A 15942-nucleotide genomic window follows, 5' to 3' on the forward strand; every position below is an offset into this window, starting at 1 on the left:
AGAGCATTTCCCTGGGCTTTCAGGCCAAATTCAGTTCTTTCAAGCCTTCACCAACGGCGCGAAGATTTTCTAATTTCATTTCGGAGTATTTGCGTGAAACGATGATGCCATCTGCTCCGCCTCGGAACGCTGCAGTTACAGCACCTTTGGTTCCAGCAGGAGTGCACCTAGCGTGTCCCTTGGCGGTAGGAATGTCCACGTCAATTCCAGGCCAGAGCTTAGTCTGTGTACCGGCGAGCCCTTCGCGCGCCCGCCTGGTTTCACGATAGACATAATCGGAAGAGTAGCCGGCGGCAGGAAGCGTCGTGAGATCTTTCTCGTTACCGTAATCGAGAACACGATAATGGAAGTCGAGCAACTCCTGCTTCGGCACATCGGCAAAGTAGGAGGTTCCCACACTGTCGATGTAATCCACCATGCGCTCTCCTGCACAATTCTGATAGATCACCACTTTGAGGAAGTCTGAGTACGGCGCCATCTCCGCGAGATCCTGCTCCGCGCGGTAGATCGGGTTAAACGAATTGTTATGCCATATATGCCAACCGACCCCGAGCTTCGAGTTTACGGACTTCACCCGATCGTAGATTGCTTTCTGCACCTCGCGGAGGCTCGATGTCCAGAGCGTCTCCCAGGCGAGAAGCTCCGGGTAACGAAGCATCAGGCGCCAGAGCTGAACGTAGTATCCATCCACGGGACGCGTGCCCTTACGCGCAGCAAGAACAAACTTCTCTAACTCAAGAAAACCCTGCTTCGCGCGGTCTGGGTTGATCCCCTGCTTCCGCGCCTTTGCATAGCAGTACTCACAGAAGCATGTCACCATAGATGGGTGCGGATGAGCATGGCTCGCGCCGAGTGCGTTGGAGAATGCACCCTGCCGCTCCGATCCCCACATCAGGCCGTCGATATCATAGGAGCGCGACCAATCTTCCGCTATGTCCGTGAGCCAGTGGTGATACTCAGGGTTATTGAAGCAGAGCGTCGAAGCCTTCTCACCCGAGAGTGTCACTTCCTGCAATCTCTCGATATTGGGAATATCCTTGCGGAAGACATCTTCGTACCAGCAGATCGTCTTCATCCCACGCTTCTTCGCTTCAGGAATCACGTGTTCGAGCACGTCATAATCGCCAAGATCTGGTGCGCGAAAACTCTTAAAGACTGTGTCAGAGTAGTATTTCGGATTGACTTTTGTATAGGAGCCGCCGAAGAAGGTGTCGGTATCGTACTTTTGGCTTCCGTGATCCGGTAGAGGTTGCCCCGGAACCTGGCGTCCGGCGATGCCGCGACCGTAAGTAAAGGTCGCAACGAAGAGCGTATTAATCGCGGCAGCGCGCTCGCATTCATCGAGAACCTTCTCGACCCCCTCGTCCGCAAACGAGACGGCACCAATCTGTATGCCAATCATCTTTGTTGACTCAAGCGGCGCGGCGATGGCATTGCGGGGATGTACCGTCGCGGAGATAGCCGCGCCCGCTGCGCTCTGAAGAAACTGTCTGCGATCCATAGTGGTTTGACCTTCATTCGTGAATGCAGTGCTTCAGTTGATGGTGGGTGCAGAGGATAGACTGCTCCCACCATCTCTTGGTTTATGGCGGCTCTATTCTTCCTCTTCTTCGGCTGGCCGCTTGGCTGTTGCGACGATCTTCTCCGCCACCGGTTGCGGAACGATGTCGTAGTGATCCATCTCCATACGGAAGCTGCCCCGCCCCTGAGTCAGAGAGGTAAGGATAGTGCCGTAGCTTAGCATCTCGGCCATAGGAACCTCGGCTCTGATCAAAGTCTGTTTTCCGTGGCTCTCCATGCCCTGGACGCGTCCTCTGCGTCCATTCAAGTCGCCCATTAACGCTCCGGCAAATTCCTCCGGAGCCTCAATTTCTACGTGCATGATTGGTTCCAATAAAGCAGGCTTAGCTTGTTCCATGCATTTGCGGAAGGCTAGTCGCCCTGCCATCTTGAAGGACATTTCGTTGGAGTCGACATCATGGTAGCTGCCGTCGTACAGAATGACCTTGAAGTCGACAACAGGATAGCCGGCCAGGTAGCCGCGGGCTGCCGATTCCAGAATGCCTTTCTCCACGGCAGGGACAAATTGCCTAGGGATTGAGCCACCAAAGATGTCGTTGACGAATTCGAACCCGGCTCCACGGGTCAGGGGCTCCATCTTGATCTTGCAATCGCCGAACTGTCCGTGCCCGCCAGTCTGCTTTTTGTGGCGCCCCTGAGCATCTGCCCGTCCTCGAATGGTCTCGCGATAGGGGACTTTGGGAGCCTTCAGGGTAACCTCCGTGTGGTAGCGCCGTTTGAGCTTGGAGACGATGGCCTCGATATGCGGCTGCCCGGAGCCGGCCAACAGAAACTCATTGGTCTGTGGGTCACGGAAGAAGCGAATCAGCAGATCTTCTTCCATGAGCTTGTGGATAGCCGGAGCCAGCTTATCTTCGTCGGCACGCGTTTTGGGTTCAATGGCATAGGTCATCGCCGGTTCGGGCATGGCGAGGGATTGGAGGAAGATGTCCTGCCCTTTAGCCCCCAGTGTGTCTCCGGTAAGGGTGACGCGCAGCTTCGCCACCGCGCCAATGTCTCCGGCATGGAGTTCGCTGACCTCGACCGCCTTTCGTCCCTGCATGACACTCAAGTGGGCAAGGCGCTCCTGCTCCTTGCGGGAGTAGTTTTCAACGGTGGCGTCATTTTTGACCATCCCGCTGATCACCTTGAAGAAGGAGATTCTGCCCGAAAAAGGGTCAGTCATGGTCTTGAAGACGTAGAGTGCCAATGGCTGCTGGTCATCGACGTGGCGCATGACCATCTCATCCGTGGCTCCGTCGCCGTTGCCATTGCTGTGTCCGTTGGTGTGAACAGCGACTGCCTGTTTCAGGGCACGGGCTGCGACCGGCTCGCGCTCGATCGGGGCAGGGGCGTAGACCTTCAGGAAGTCGAGCAGGTGGTCTGTGGCGACGTTGCGACCCCCACTGGTGTAGAGCACCGGGAAGATGCGGTCTTCGCGAATAGCTTCATGGAGTGCAGTGATCAGGTGCTGCTCCGGGATGGTGCCTTCGCGGAAGAACTCTTCCATGAGTTCGTCTTTGCCTTCGGCGACCAGCTCGACCAAGGCCTCGTGGGCTGCCTGCGCCCGGGTATGCAAGGGGCCGGGAATCTCGCCGATCTTCCCTCGTCCATCACCATCAGGCGTGTAGTAGAAGGCCTCCATGGTGACCAGATCGACGACGCCATGGAAACCCGATTCATCGACGATGGGAAGTTGGACGGGAACGAGGTGCCGCCCCCAGCGCTCGCGCATGTCTTCCAGCATGGCCTCGCGTCCGCTGTAGCTGTCGGCTTTGGGATGATCGACTTGATTGATAACGACAACCCGGGGAAGATCGAACTCTTCCGCGAACTTCCAAACTCGTTCCGTGACAGTTTCTATGCCATTCGGCGCATTAATCACCACGACGGCTGATTCAACCGACAGCATGGCGGCACGGGCTTCGTGACAGAACATGTGGAAGCCGGGAGTATCGAGAAAATTGATCTTGACGCCCTGCCATTCTGCGAAGGCAACGGCATTTTGCATGGTAGTTCGCTTGGCAACTTCTTCTTCGTCATAGGCTGTAACGGCCGTTCCGTCATCAACTCTTCCGGGCTTATCGGTCATTTTTGCGGCATGCAGCAACGCGGAAATCAAGGTTGTCTTTCCACTGTGCGCATGCCCTACTACAGCTACGTTGCGGATCTCACTTCCCTGGTACGTTTTCATGGATGTTCTCCTTTTGCCGTGGATGGACATCGGGGCCGGGAGAGTATTACGGCAATGTCCCGGCTAACACGAAGAGGATCGTTATCGATCCCGGCAGCGAGCGATTCTTCGCGTCCGGTCTTCGCGTCCCGATCCGAGCCGATCATCCCGGCTTTGTGCCGACCAGCCGCTCTCATGTCTCGGTAGCGGATGGCCTATCGTCATTGGCGATAGAGCATTTTTCCAGTAGGTGTAGTGCAGGGCTTGTGCATCTATGGGCGTTTTCCTCAACGAAAACGCCGCTGCACCCTCCTCCCGGGATACCCAGCAACAGGAAAAATGCTCTAAAACCTTACATCGTTCGCCTCATGGCACAGCCGCCCATCGCGGGCGAACAATGCTTACACAAAAACTGGATGATTGACAGACAAGCTTTCAGATTTGGGGTGCCTTTGCCACGGAGGTTCCCCCGGTCTCTCCGGCGGAGCGAGGATCAGACCTTTCCCAAGCGGCCTACCAGCCTGCTTTCACCAGCGACCCGGTGGCTGTATGGACAGCACCGCAGAATGGCACCGCAATGAAGATTTCGCATGAGGAAGCAAATTCTTGAAGAAAATACCTTGGAATGTCTTCAATGCCGGGCACTGGACTTCATTCGAGCACGCAGGCGATCTTCGGCATCGGCGCTGACATATTTGCAATCAAGACGGATGAAGACCGAGGAATAAGGTACGGTGAGGCGCGTCTTGAGGACGAGAATCTTGAACTCCTTGCCGGCGTTGGAGACCTGCGCGATGAGCTGCTCGTGCAGCGCGTCCTGGACGGTGTAGTCGTGGAGTGCTGCGGATATCTGCTGACGGTAGGCGTTCGCTCCGCGTGAGTCTTCTTCGGTGAGAAAGGGCAGCTCCGCGTCCATGAAGATGACTGGACGGACGTGGATGGAGTCTTTGATCTGAGCGAGGACTGCTCTTGTGACCTCGATCTGGCCAGCGTTGGTCTCGATCACTTCAAGGCCGGGTGAGGTCTGCAGTGGGTAGGCAGAGTCGACGACGAGGATCCAGTTGCGGTGGCCGAGCAGGGGTAGGCGTTTGGTGAGTGCCTGCTTCCAGGCGTTTGCCTCGCGGGGCTGCTGTGCGAGTAGGCTGGGTGCGAGGAATCCAGGGAATAGCAGGCTGAGGAATAGAACGGATCTGATCACGAATCATCTCCTTAGAAGATGCCTCTTTCTTGACGCGATTAGTCTAGTACCCGCTTGGGCTGTGAGCTTTATTTCGCCGCGCTGTGTTGTCAGTTTTTTTGGCAGGGTGGCCGCTCGGAAGGCCTATTCTGGTTCCGAGAAGACAAGCCGGTTCCGTCCAGCCTCTTTTGCTCGATAGAGCGCCTTGTCGGCGGCATCGACAAGGCGCAGGAACGCTTCCCCTTCCTGCGGTATCGTCGAGGCTCCACCGAGACTAACGGTGACGAATGGGCTTGTTTCCGATCCTCCGTGAGGAATCTGGAGGGCTTCAACATTGCGGCGCAGTTGTTCTCCTACCCGCTCGCTTCCACTCATATCCGTCGCCGTCAAGACCAGGGCAAACTCCTCGCCGCCGAAACGTGCCGCGGTCCCCGAAGAACGCAGGCAGGTCTGTTGGATCGTGGTCGCGATTGTCTTCAGCACCTCATCGCCCGCCAGATGCCCATTGGTGTCGTTATAGCTCTTGAAGTGGTCGACATCGAGCATCAGGATCGAGATGGAGGTTTGTGACCGTATCGCACGTTTCCACTCCGCCTCCATGTGTTGATCGAAGTGTCTGCGATTGCTCAGGCCAGTCAGGCCATCGAGGTTCGTTAGCCGCTGCAGTTGGAAGTTCATCTCCAGCAACTGACGCTGGCTTTCGCGCAGGGCACGGTATGCATCGTCACGCTGAAGCTGGTTTAAGTACGATTTCGAGTGATAGTTGATGCGGGCGATCAGTTCTACCTCGTGCGGCAACTTGACCAGGTAATCGTTTGCCCCTGCCTTAAACGCCTCATTCTTAACCGAGGCTTCTTCCTTGCTGGAAAGCACGATGATCGGGATGCTGCTTGTAGCCGGATCCGCACGATACTGACGAACCAGATCCAATCCATTCACACCCGGCATGACGAGGTCCTGCAAGATGACGGTAGGTCTTACTTCCTTGGCTGTCCTCAGCGCATCGACAGCATCGGGGCAGTAATGGAATTCCATATGAGGCTGACTGCCCAACATGATTCTTACTGACTCGCCGACCAGAAGCTGATCATCCACCAACAGAACCATGGCGAGGTAATCATCGGGTGGGTCACCATGAGCAAACGGATGTATGTTGGAGGCATCGAAACTCAAAATCGCACCTCTTTCTGTTCGGCAAAGATATTGATCAGCCGATGGGAGATCTTGTCGAGAGGCAGAATGTCGACTGCGGCGCCTAGAGAGGCCGCCGCCTTCGGCATGCCATACACTGCACTGCTCTTCTGATCCTGCGTTATGGTGTAATGCCCTTTTTGCCGCATTGCCTGCAGACCGAGGGCTCCGTCACGCCCCATGCCGGTTAGTAGAATACCGATGGCCTTTCCTGCCCATAGACTGCAGATACTTTTGAAGAAAACATCGACCGAAGGCCGATAGACATAATCGCTCGGTTGGTGACTATATCCCATCGAGTTTGTTGTTTTGAAAGTGAGATGATCGCTGCGGCCCGCGATAAGGACAACGCCGGCTTTTGGAGGATCGCCCTCCGCTGCAAGGCGTACGGGAAGCTCCGACTGCTGCCCAAGCCACTTTGCCATCTGGGGAATGAACTTCTCGTCAATATGTTGAATGATGACGATGGCTCCGGGAAAATCCTTCGGCAGCTGGCCCAGGATCGACGCCAATGCCGCCGGACCGCCCGCCGAGGAGCCAATAGCAACCAGGCTCGGCTGCCGTGCAGGCAACACGCTGTGGACAGAAACGGCCTTGTCCGCCCTATGGCGCTTATCGAGCAGCCCTTCCATGCTTTCAAGCTTTGTCAGCAGTGCCGTCGTTCCGATATCGGAGGCGTCGGCAAACAGGGCAGGCATATCCAGAGCATCCAAAGCGCCATGCCCCAGAGCTTCAAACACCATGCTGCTGTTTTCCTGCACGCTGGCGGTGACCAGCAGAATCATGCAGGGTGTCGACGCCATGATGCGGCGCGTGGCCTCTACCCCGTTCATGACCGGCATCAGCAGATCCATCAGGATCAGGTCGGGCGTCTCCTGGGCGCAGAGAGCTACGGCGTCGGCTCCGTTCTCCGCGATCCAGATCACGCTATGCTCCGGAGAATTCAACAACGTCCGCCGCAGCGCTTCCACGGCGATTGGCATATCGTTCACGATGCCTATCCTCATGCACCCGCCTCGCCGATCAGATCGATAACAGCCTGCAACATCGTCTCGTCGTGGAAACTCCCCTTCGTCAGATAGTAGTCCGCACCGGCTTCCAGACCACGCTGACGGTCTTCTTCGCGATCCTTATACGAGACGATCATGACCGGCCGCGATTTCAGGTTCGGGTTCTGCCGGATAAGCTTGATCAGCTCAACACCGTCCAGCCGCGGCATATCGATGTCCGTAATGATCAGGTCGAAATGGGCCGCGCGGACGGCGTTCCAGCCATCCATACCGTCTACCGCTACCTCCACCTCATAACCGTACTGCGTTAGAAGCTTTCGCTCCAGCTCTCGCACTGTGAGCGAATCATCAACAATCAACACGCGCTTGCTCTGCTTCCGGGCTTCATGCGCGCCTGCCCGCACGTTGCTCAGGCGTCCCGTTGCGGTAATTTTTTCAAGCGAGCGCAACATGTCATCGACATCCAGAATCAATACCGGCGCCCCATCATCCATCAGAGCAGCGGCGCTGATGTTCCTGATCTTGCCCAGCCGGGCATCGAGCGCCTGAATGACCAGCTCCCGCTGACCGACGAAACGATCTACGACCAGGCCATAGGTGCTCTCCTGATCGCCGGCAACAATGACGGATAGATCTTCGGCATCGATCTCAGCGTCCTTACCCTCAAGGATCTGGTGCGCCGTCGCCAGGCCAATCTGCCTGCCTTTGAAATGGAAGTGCTGACGCCCTTCGATCGAAGCGACCTCTTCTTTTTTCACCTTCACCGTGGCAAGAATGTGCGCGAGCGGAAAAGCATATAGCTCGTTGTCGATGGTCACGACAAGCGTGTGAATCACCGAGAGGGTGAGTGGCAACTGAAGCTGGAACTGCATGCCCTTACCGGGCTGCGATGACGCGGTGATGACGCCGCGCACCTGCTTGATCATGGTTTGCACGACATCAAGCCCCACGCCTCGCCCTGAGAGCTCCGTGACCGCCTCTTTCATGGTGAAGCCAGGCAGAAAGAGGAACTCCAGCAGCTCGCTTTCGCTCATCTTGCCGGCGGTGCCCTCTGTGCTCAACTGGCGCTTTACGATCGTAGAACGAAGATTCTCAAGATCAATACCGCGGCCATCGTCCGATACCGTGAGCTGCAGCGTTCCTGCCCTGTGATGCGCCGCGAGTGTAATAACAGCCTCAGGCGGCTTACCCAAAGCGGCACGTTCTTCCAGTGGTTCAATGCCATGGTCAGCGGCATTGTTCAGGAGGTGATTCAGCGGGCCGTCCAGTTTCTCCAGAATCTCGCGATCTACCTGCGTGGACGCGCCAATAATCTCCAGCCTGATTCGCTTACCGAGGGAATGCCCGAGATCGCGCACAAGACGAGGGAAACGATGGACGCCATCCATGAAGGGGCGCATGCGACAGGCCAGCGCCTGGTCGTAGAGCCGATGCGTCAATCCCGTGGAGCGGCGGTCAAGCATCTCCAGCTCCGCCAACCGCTGCGACAGCATCTGCTGACTCTCCAGCATGAGTCGTCGAAGCTCCGCAGTGTCGGTATCGACCCACGCGTATCTCTCATCGTTGACATGCTGCGCCAGAGATTCGCGCAGGTTGTCCATGGTCCGGAGCGAAGCATCCTGCAGACGCTTGATCTTCAGAAGCGATTCCACAAACGGCTTAAGCTGACGCGAAGCCACAAGCGATTCACTGGCCAGGCCGAGCAACCGGTTTAAGTTGCCGGCGGTAATGCGAAGTACGCCACTCGTCGAATCGAAGTCGGCGGCAGGACGGATATTTCCATTCGAGGACACAAGGCCGTTCGCAGCCGTCTGCATCTCCGGAGAGAAGCCGGCCTGCATGTCTTCCGTGGCCGGTGGAAGATCTTCTGCGGTTGCATGCCCATCAGGGTTTTCAAGGGCTTCCCTTAGTCTCATCAAAAAAGATGAGACCTCGGGATTCTTCTCTTCGGGCGGCCTGCTGCGCTCCCCTTCCAGGTTCTTTGCGATCGACAGCATCAAATCCGCGCCTTTAAGCAGCAGATCAATCTGCGCATGGTGAAGCGACAGCCTTCCCTCCTGTGCGGCGACAAAGAGATCTTCCATCGCATGAGCCAGTTCGACGCCCGCGGGAAGATTGACGATGCGGGCTGCCCCTTTTATGGAGTGTGCGGCTCGCATGCAAGCCTCAAGTGGTTCCGGAGCAGCGGTATTGCTTTCAAGCGCAAGCAGGCCCTGGACCAGCACCTTGGCCTGGTTCTCTGTTTCGATGCGAAACAGGTCGGAGATGGAAAGCGGGCTGCGGTCTTTGCTCACGACAAGCTCCGGTTTAGCGCGTGGAACAGCAGGCCAGCATCAAGAAGAGCGACGCTCTTGTCCCGCCAGGGCAGGACGGACTTCGTATAAGTCCCTGCGGAATGTGCGACTGTCGCCGGAACCGGTTGCTGCTGATGAACCGTATAACGCTGCACGCCGTGGACTTCGTCTACTGGAAAGGTCACACGCCAACCTTCCTTTTCAGCAATCAGAAAACGTTGGCTGATGAGCTTCTCTTTCTTTTGCGCCAACGCATGACTCTCCTCCAGGCCGAGAACCCGGGCCAGCGAAACACAAACAATCAACTCGCCATTAATGGGTGTAAGGCCCAGCAGCGTATTGCTGCGAAACCCAGGGAGCGTGTGGATTGCTTTTGTCCCGGCAACCTCCTGAATGATCGATGTGGGCAGCGCCAGCCACTCCACGCCGATGCGGAAGATGACAGCCGATTCAGTCTCCGACTCCTCGTCCTGTTTTTTTTGCGCGTAGTGAAGGCTCCACTCCGCCAGATATCCGGAAGGAAGATCTCGATCCAGCAGGACGATCGCGGCTGCGGCATACGTCGGACAGTTACGGCAATGGACATGCTGCCGCAACTCCGGGCAGCTGGCGTCTCCGGCAACTCCTATCTTGTTCCAGCAGTCGTTGAGGGCCGGGAGCGCGGCGTCGAGAGTTGTTGGCTGATGGTTCATTGCGCCGTCCTTTGTAACAGGCGCCGGGCACGCGCGTTCAAGGCTTGAGCGCCTGATACATCTTTCTGGCTCTCAAGCAGCAGAGCCAGGTGAACTAGAGCTTCGTAGTGATTCGGGTTGAGGTAGAGCGCTTTGCGGTATGCATCCGTCGCCTCGGAGCGCTTTCCGGTTGCATCCTGGATCAGCCCCAACAGGTAATATGCCTGGTCTGAAGGCCCCTCGCGGCGCAAATGATCTTCGCAATGCTTGATGGCGTCACGAAGCAGACCTCTGTCCGCCAGCCGCTGTGCTTCTTCCAGAGACGAAGGCTGTGGAGCGGGCCGCGGTTTGGCTGCAGCGACGAGTGGGCGAGAAGTGCTGAACTCAGGCGGCCTGGTGGCAACTGCGACCCTCCGACCGCCGCTGTAAGCGGGCTTTTTCGGCGGAGAAATGTGCTTGCTTTTTTGCGGCTGCGGCAGATCAACCACCCTGCGAAAACCAAAGGCCATCGGGATCCGCAACGAAACGAAGTCATCCGGCGGAGCCAGAGAAGTTTCCGAAGGACCCAGGAACAGAACACCTTTGGTTGTAAGAAGGCGGGTCAATATCTGGATGGCGCGCTTCTGTGTGGGGCTGTCGAAATAGATAAGGAGATTGCGGCAGTAGATGATGTCGTAGATTGCGGAACCGGGCAGAAAGTCAGCATGAAAGAGATTGCCGTGCTGGAAACGGACCTGCTGCCGAACTACCTTCGAAAGCCGGTATTCATTTGCCTGTGCCTCGAAGTGGCGGTCGCGAAAATGGAGATCCTTTCCGCGGAAAGAATTCCTGCCATAGAGGGCACGTTGCGCGAGCTGCAGGACACGTTCGCTGATGTCGACCGCATCGACCAGAAAGCGCTTCGCTGGAACTCCGGCATCCAGAAGCTCCATCGCGATGGAATAAGGCTCTTCTCCTGTGGAGCACGGAAGACTCAGCACACGGAGCACCCCCTCTGGATGCGAAGGCGCCCATTCCTCCCGCACCAGGCGGATCATCGCGGCAAAGGCCTCTCGATCGCGGAAGAACCAGGTCTCCGGCACGACCACGGCCTCAATCAACTCCTGCAGCTCACTGTCCCGTACAAACAGAAGTTCGACGTACTCCTGCTCATGCTGCAACTTACAGGCAGACATTCGTACCTGCAGCGCCCTCTCAATCGCAGCAGGGCCGATCGAGGAGCTATCGAGGCCTATCTTCTGTTTCAGCAGCTCTATGAGCTCGATGCTTGCCATTGCGCCTCTGCGGACTGCTTGAAGATCTCGTCATATAACGGCGCCGGTAACAGGGCAGCCGGTTTCACCCACTGAATCATGCCACGCTTATCGATGACGACAGGGCCAAGGTACGGTGTCCTGCTGCTCTCAATTCCGGAAAAGACAAAGTCCCCGGGATCTCGTCGCAAGGTCTCCGTCACGTTTTCAGCAATCAGCCCCACCAGCCGCGCTTCATCCTGACCGTCTGCAAGATTCACCACGATGATGCGCGTGCTGAGTTTGGGGTATGACGGACGCTGTGTAGCCAACTCGCTCAGGTCCAGGACCGGAACTGGCGAGTTCCGATAGTCCATCACCCCGGCAACTCCCGTAGGCGATTGAGGGAGCTTCTTAAGCTGCAACAGAGGCAGCACTTCAACGATCTGGCTCGCCTTCAATGCATATCTGTCATCGCCAAGTTGAAGAAGAAGAAACAGCATGCACACAGCCCCTAAACTCTGCTTACAACACGGACCTGGAATCTCTGACTATTCCTGCAACCTGAACCGGGAGACACTGCTTCGCAACGTACTGGACGCGATGTTCAGCTCATCGATGGTCAGGCTGGACTGCCGCAGCGACTCAACCGTCTGCTGGGCCGCCTCTCCCAACTGTCCTAGAGCTTCGCTGATCTGTCCTGCGCCAATTGCCTGCGCCTGCATTCCATCATTCACGGTCTCGAAACGCGGAACAAGAGTCTGCACGTCTTTAATGATCTGGGACAGCTGGTTACCGACCTGATGCATCTCCTGCATGCCGCGGCGGACCTCTTCCGAAAACTTGTCCATGCCCATAACGCCGGCAGAGACCGCCGACTGGATCTCTTTGACCATCAACTCAATGTCGTATGTCGCGACCGCTGTCTGGTCGGCGAGCCGCCGGATCTCGCTTGCCACCACGGCAAAGCCGCGGCCGTACTCTCCGGCCTTCTCCGCTTCAATAGCAGCATTAAGCGAGAGCAGATTGGTCTGGTCTGCCACCTTCGTGATGGTGATAACTACCTGGTTAATGTTGCCTGCCTTTACATTCAGCACCGCGAGCTTAGAGTTGATCGAGGTGGCAGCCTCCACAACATGGTTCATGGTTTCTTCCATGCGTGAGAGGCCGACCTGGCCGCTTCCGGCCAGGACCGCAGTCTGCTCGGCAACGGCTGAGACCTCCGCCATGGTCTTGCCAAGTTCGCGGGAGGTGGCCGAAATCTCTTTCGAGGTTGCGGAGATCTCCGTTGTCGTAGCGGCGATCTCATTCGCAGTCGCCTGCTGTTGCTTGGACGTCGCGGCAATCTCTGTAATGGACGTGCTGACTTGAAGACCTGATTTCTGCACCTGGCTGATAAGCAACTTCAGGTCGTCGATCATATTGTCGAAGCCCGCTCCCAGCAGCCCGAACTCGTCCTGCCGCTGCAGATTGATCTTTCGGCTGAAATCGCCCTTACGGATGACGTCCATGCCGACGACGAGAGTGCTGAGCGGCCGCGTGATGATCTGCCACAATAAGTAGCCGACGAACGCGGAGACCAGGACTGCAGCCAGGAAGCCGCTCAGAATTCCTGCCCGCGCGGCCCCAATAGCCTTCAAAATGCTTTGCGTCGCCTGATCGACATCGGTCCGGTTGAAGTCGATCAGCGTCTGAATTGCGGACACAACATTACTATTTGCCGCAATGATCGCATGGTTGCTTAAGGACTGATTTCCCGCGCCTGCCTTCAGGTATTGCTGTTGCGCATTCAGATAGGCTGGAATCTGGGACTTGAAATGGGCGAAGTTCTCACGATCCTTTTGCTGATGAATGGCGCCTTCGTAATTCTTTATCGAGGTATTCAGATTCGCCCAGTTGGTGGCAATCTGCAGATCAAGATTACGGATGGTCCCAGGGTCTGTCTCAATAGCGCGAGCTTGAATGAGCGAGTAGTTTGTCAGCCACTCATTCATAATGTCACCGCCAAAATACACACCGGGCAAGGTATCGGTCTGCATCTTGAACGTTTCCTGCTCAATGTGGCTTAGCTTGAGATAGGCGACACTACCCATCGCAACGATGATGGCCAGTACGACGGTAAAGCTCACAAGGATCCACTGGCGGATACTCAAATTTTTCATCGAGACAGTTCCTTCGTCGATCAACAAGTCCGTGCTGCGAAGAATAGGATGATTGGCCACACAACCTTAGCACAACTACTGATGACACATACATATAGGCGCGGTTTCGAAACGAATGTCTTATGCCCCCTGCGCTTAACGCTTCGTAGGTCTCGCATGTGGCGTATCCACATATTCCCGCCGGCAGCGGAAACGGGTTGAACAAGGTTTAGGATTCTGGCAGCAACAACATCAACTGAGTCGCTATGCGGGTCGCCCCAGGCGCCATTGCGCGGGCCAAGTTCATCATTATTTTCAACAACTTATGCAGCATGCCGTCTACCACGGCAAAGAAGTTAATATTCCTTTTGCAATTGTTGCAAGGCGGGCGTATATTTCCACGCCGGGTGACGGCTTTCTTCGTTTGGCAGTATGAGCGTAGCCGTAAGGTTTGTCTTTCTTGCAGCGATCGCCGCGTTCCAGCTCCCGACACGCAGCTACTGGGGTTCGGCGGTCTAGCTTGTCTCTCCTTTTTGAAGCGCCACTTCGAGTCTTGAATTGCGTGTAAGGAGCTAGCTATGAGAGTGCTTGACCCCGTTTTGTTCATTCTTCGCAAGAAGGGTTCTGACATATGTTCTCTCCCCCCCGACGCGACCGTTTATTCCGCCATGCAGATGATGGCCGATAAGGATATAGGCGCGCTGTTGGTGATCGATCATGACCAACTCGTGGGCCTCGTTTCGGAGAGAGACTACGCGCGAAAGGTCATCCTTCTGGGACGAGGTTCGAAGGAAACGCTGGTGAGCGAGATCATGGTTTCAGCGCCGCCGACCATTGGCCCAGACAGTTCCGTTGACGAAGCCATGCGGCTGATGACAACCAACCGAATCCGTCATCTTCCTGTGGTTTGCGACGGAAAGATTCTTGGAATCGTCTCCATCGGAGATCTCGTGAACTGGATCGCTTTCGCGCAGGATCAAACGATCGAACAACTCGAGCACTACATCGAAGGCAAATACCCTTGCTAGGGTGGCTTATAGGTCATCCTAGATCGCGAGTGACGGCTGTGATGACATTCCAGAGCGGCGTGGGATAGACGCCCAGTAGAAAGATGAGGCCGGTAAGAGCTGTGAGCGCCAGGATAGCCGGGAGGGACAGTGGCTGTGTGGATGACTCTCCATCATGGCCAGGCTCCCTTGGTTGAGAGTACATGGCGACGATGATGCGCAAATAATAGAACAAACCGATGGTGCTGCTGGCGACGAGGGTAAAGAGAAGTATCCATCGGGATTGTGAAGCGCCGGCCGTAATGACGTAGAACTTACCGAGAAACCCTGCTGTAAGCGGAATCCCGGCAAGTGAAAGAAGTGCTGTAGCGAATGCACCTGCGACGAGGGGTCTCTTCCACAAGAGCCCGCGGTAGTCGTCGATTGAGGCAGCTTCGTATCGCGAGCTGGACAGCGCGCTCATAAGGCCAAAGGCTCCGAGGATTGTCGCGGCGTAAGCGATGAGGTAGTAGGTGGCTGCAGGCGCGCCGAGTGGTCCTCCAGCTAGCAATGCGACCAGCAGATACCCCATATGAGCAATGGATGAGAATGCAAGAACCCTCTTGACGTTGTTCTGCAAGAGCGCCAGAAGATTTCCCATCAGCATGGAAGCGATTGCAATGATCGTGAGTACAAGTCCAGGCGCTCCCGCCACCCCGCCATCATGAACGTGGAACCAGCGCAATAGAAATGCAAACATTCCGGCCTTGGATACGGTGGCGATGAATGCCGTTACCGGCAGGGGTGCGCCCTCGTAGACATCCGGCGTCCAGAGTTGAAATGGAACGACTGCCAGCTTGAAACCCACGCCTGTTAGAACGAGCATCAGGCCAGTCAGAAGAGAAACGGCGTTCGTAGATCCAGCTGGGCGGACCATCACTGCAGCGAACTGGGAGAGATCCATCGATCCCGAATCCGCATAAATCAGCGCGAGACCAAACAGAAGAATGGATGATGATGACGCGGCAAGAACCAGGTACTTGATCCCTGCCTCGATAGAGATGCTCTCTGTTCGTACGTATGCGATCAGGCTGTAAAGCGCTATGCTCAGCAGCTCCAATCCGAGGAAGAACGATACAAACGTGAGGCTGACCACGAGCGTCATCGCGCCTGTTGTTGCCAGCAGTACAAGGAGATAGAACTCTTCCGGACGTTCCTGGCGGCGCTTCAGGTAGTCATAGCCGAACAGGAAAACAAAGGCCGTGGCGCCAAGGAGAATCGCCATATAGAGACGCGAATAGGAGTCGAGAACTAAAAGGCTGGTGATCTGCCGCGGTTTTTCTGACGCGGCAAGTAAAAGGCTCGCCGCGGCCACGGCCACGCCGATCAGCGAAATCATGAGGGCAACTTTGTGATTGCGCCGGATTGCGATCACAATCATCAAGACGACTGCGGTCGCCGAAATCGTAATCAGGGGCAGCAACGCAACAAAATCAGCGGCATTCAT

Annotated in this window: 12 protein-coding genes; 1 reads left to right on the forward strand and 11 read right to left on the reverse strand. The window is 56.2% G+C overall.

The genetic code is table 11. The annotated features are described in order from the left end of the window. Nucleotides 1-19: 19 nt before the first annotated feature. The 10 genes from AB4Y89_RS15100 to AB4Y89_RS15145 all read right to left on the reverse strand — a co-directional run bounded on the left by AB4Y89_RS15100 (nt 20) and on the right by AB4Y89_RS15145 (nt 13470). Nucleotides 20-1501 (reverse strand): hypothetical protein, encoded by a 1482-nt coding sequence (locus tag AB4Y89_RS15100; RefSeq protein WP_442301763.1) that lies wholly within the window; start codon nt 1499-1501, stop codon nt 20-22. Between the two features lie 93 nt (nt 1502-1594). Then, nucleotides 1595-3754 (reverse strand): elongation factor G, encoded by a 2160-nt coding sequence (fusA, locus tag AB4Y89_RS15105; RefSeq protein ID WP_442301764.1) that lies wholly within the window; start codon nt 3752-3754, stop codon nt 1595-1597. A gap of 610 nt (nt 3755-4364) precedes the next feature. After that, nucleotides 4365-4931 (reverse strand): hypothetical protein, encoded by a 567-nt coding sequence (locus tag AB4Y89_RS15110; protein WP_442301765.1) that lies wholly within the window; start codon nt 4929-4931, stop codon nt 4365-4367. A 123-nt stretch (nt 4932-5054) separates the two neighbouring features. Beyond that, nucleotides 5055-6083 carry a diguanylate cyclase domain-containing protein gene (locus tag AB4Y89_RS15115; RefSeq protein ID WP_442301766.1) on the reverse strand — a complete coding sequence of 343 codons (1029 nt, stop codon included), beginning with the start codon at nt 6081-6083 and terminating at the stop codon, nt 5055-5057. After that, nucleotides 6080-7093 (reverse strand): chemotaxis response regulator protein-glutamate methylesterase, encoded by a 1014-nt coding sequence (locus AB4Y89_RS15120; protein WP_442301767.1) that lies wholly within the window; start codon nt 7091-7093, stop codon nt 6080-6082. Before AB4Y89_RS15120 ends, AB4Y89_RS15115 begins: the two co-directional genes overlap by 4 nt. Before the next feature lie 11 nt (nt 7094-7104). After that, the gene (locus AB4Y89_RS15125; RefSeq protein WP_442301768.1) at nt 7105-9405 is read right to left on the reverse strand and encodes a hybrid sensor histidine kinase/response regulator; all 2301 of its coding nucleotides are present in this window, start codon (nt 9403-9405) and stop codon (nt 7105-7107) included. Further along, on the reverse strand, nt 9402-10097 hold the full coding sequence (locus tag AB4Y89_RS15130; protein WP_442301769.1) for a chemotaxis protein CheW: 696 nt from the start codon (nt 10095-10097) through the stop codon (nt 9402-9404). Before AB4Y89_RS15130 ends, AB4Y89_RS15125 begins: the two co-directional genes overlap by 4 nt. After that, nucleotides 10094-11350: a CheR family methyltransferase gene (locus tag AB4Y89_RS15135; protein WP_442301770.1), complete on the reverse strand. Its 1257-nt coding sequence runs from the start codon at nt 11348-11350 to the stop codon at nt 10094-10096. Before AB4Y89_RS15135 ends, AB4Y89_RS15130 begins: the two co-directional genes overlap by 4 nt. After that, nucleotides 11329-11811, reverse strand: coding sequence for a chemotaxis protein CheW (locus tag AB4Y89_RS15140; RefSeq protein WP_442301771.1), 483 nt, complete (start codon nt 11809-11811; stop codon nt 11329-11331). The genes AB4Y89_RS15135 and AB4Y89_RS15140 overlap by 22 nt, the downstream gene beginning before the upstream one ends. A gap of 48 nt (nt 11812-11859) precedes the next feature. Further along, nucleotides 11860-13470: a methyl-accepting chemotaxis protein gene (locus AB4Y89_RS15145; RefSeq protein ID WP_442301772.1), complete on the reverse strand. Its 1611-nt coding sequence runs from the start codon at nt 13468-13470 to the stop codon at nt 11860-11862. Nucleotides 13471-14027: 557 nt separating this feature from the next. Here AB4Y89_RS15145 and AB4Y89_RS15150 point away from each other — a divergent pair. Beyond that, nucleotides 14028-14477 carry a CBS domain-containing protein gene (locus AB4Y89_RS15150; RefSeq protein WP_442301773.1) on the forward strand — a complete coding sequence of 150 codons (450 nt, stop codon included), beginning with the start codon at nt 14028-14030 and terminating at the stop codon, nt 14475-14477. Nucleotides 14478-14490: 13 nt separating this feature from the next. Here AB4Y89_RS15150 and AB4Y89_RS15155 read toward each other — a convergent pair whose 3' ends face one another. After that, nucleotides 14491-15942 carry an NADH-quinone oxidoreductase subunit N gene (locus AB4Y89_RS15155; RefSeq protein WP_442301774.1) on the reverse strand — a complete coding sequence of 484 codons (1452 nt, stop codon included), beginning with the start codon at nt 15940-15942 and terminating at the stop codon, nt 14491-14493.

The sequence above is a fragment of the Terriglobus sp. 2YAB30_2 genome, from assembly GCF_052114765.1.
Taxonomy (GTDB): Bacteria; Acidobacteriota; Terriglobia; order Terriglobales; family Acidobacteriaceae; genus Terriglobus.

Coding starts and splice junctions, on each gene's coding strand:
- AB4Y89_RS15155 (WP_442301774.1), bottom strand. CDS start 15,942: ATGAATGCCGCTGATTTTGTTGCGTTGCTGCCCCTGATTACGATTTCG.
- fusA (WP_442301764.1), bottom strand. CDS start 3,754: ATGAAAACGTACCAGGGAAGTGAGATCCGCAACGTAGCTGTAGTAGGG.
- AB4Y89_RS15130 (WP_442301769.1), bottom strand. CDS start 10,097: ATGAACCATCAGCCAACAACTCTCGACGCCGCGCTCCCGGCCCTCAAC.
- AB4Y89_RS15145 (WP_442301772.1), bottom strand. CDS start 13,470: ATGAAAAATTTGAGTATCCGCCAGTGGATCCTTGTGAGCTTTACCGTC.
- AB4Y89_RS15135 (WP_442301770.1), bottom strand. CDS start 11,350: ATGGCAAGCATCGAGCTCATAGAGCTGCTGAAACAGAAGATAGGCCTC.
- AB4Y89_RS15140 (WP_442301771.1), bottom strand. CDS start 11,811: ATGCTGTTTCTTCTTCTTCAACTTGGCGATGACAGATATGCATTGAAG.
- AB4Y89_RS15150 (WP_442301773.1), top strand. CDS start 14,028: ATGAGAGTGCTTGACCCCGTTTTGTTCATTCTTCGCAAGAAGGGTTCT.
- AB4Y89_RS15100 (WP_442301763.1), bottom strand. CDS start 1,501: ATGGATCGCAGACAGTTTCTTCAGAGCGCAGCGGGCGCGGCTATCTCC.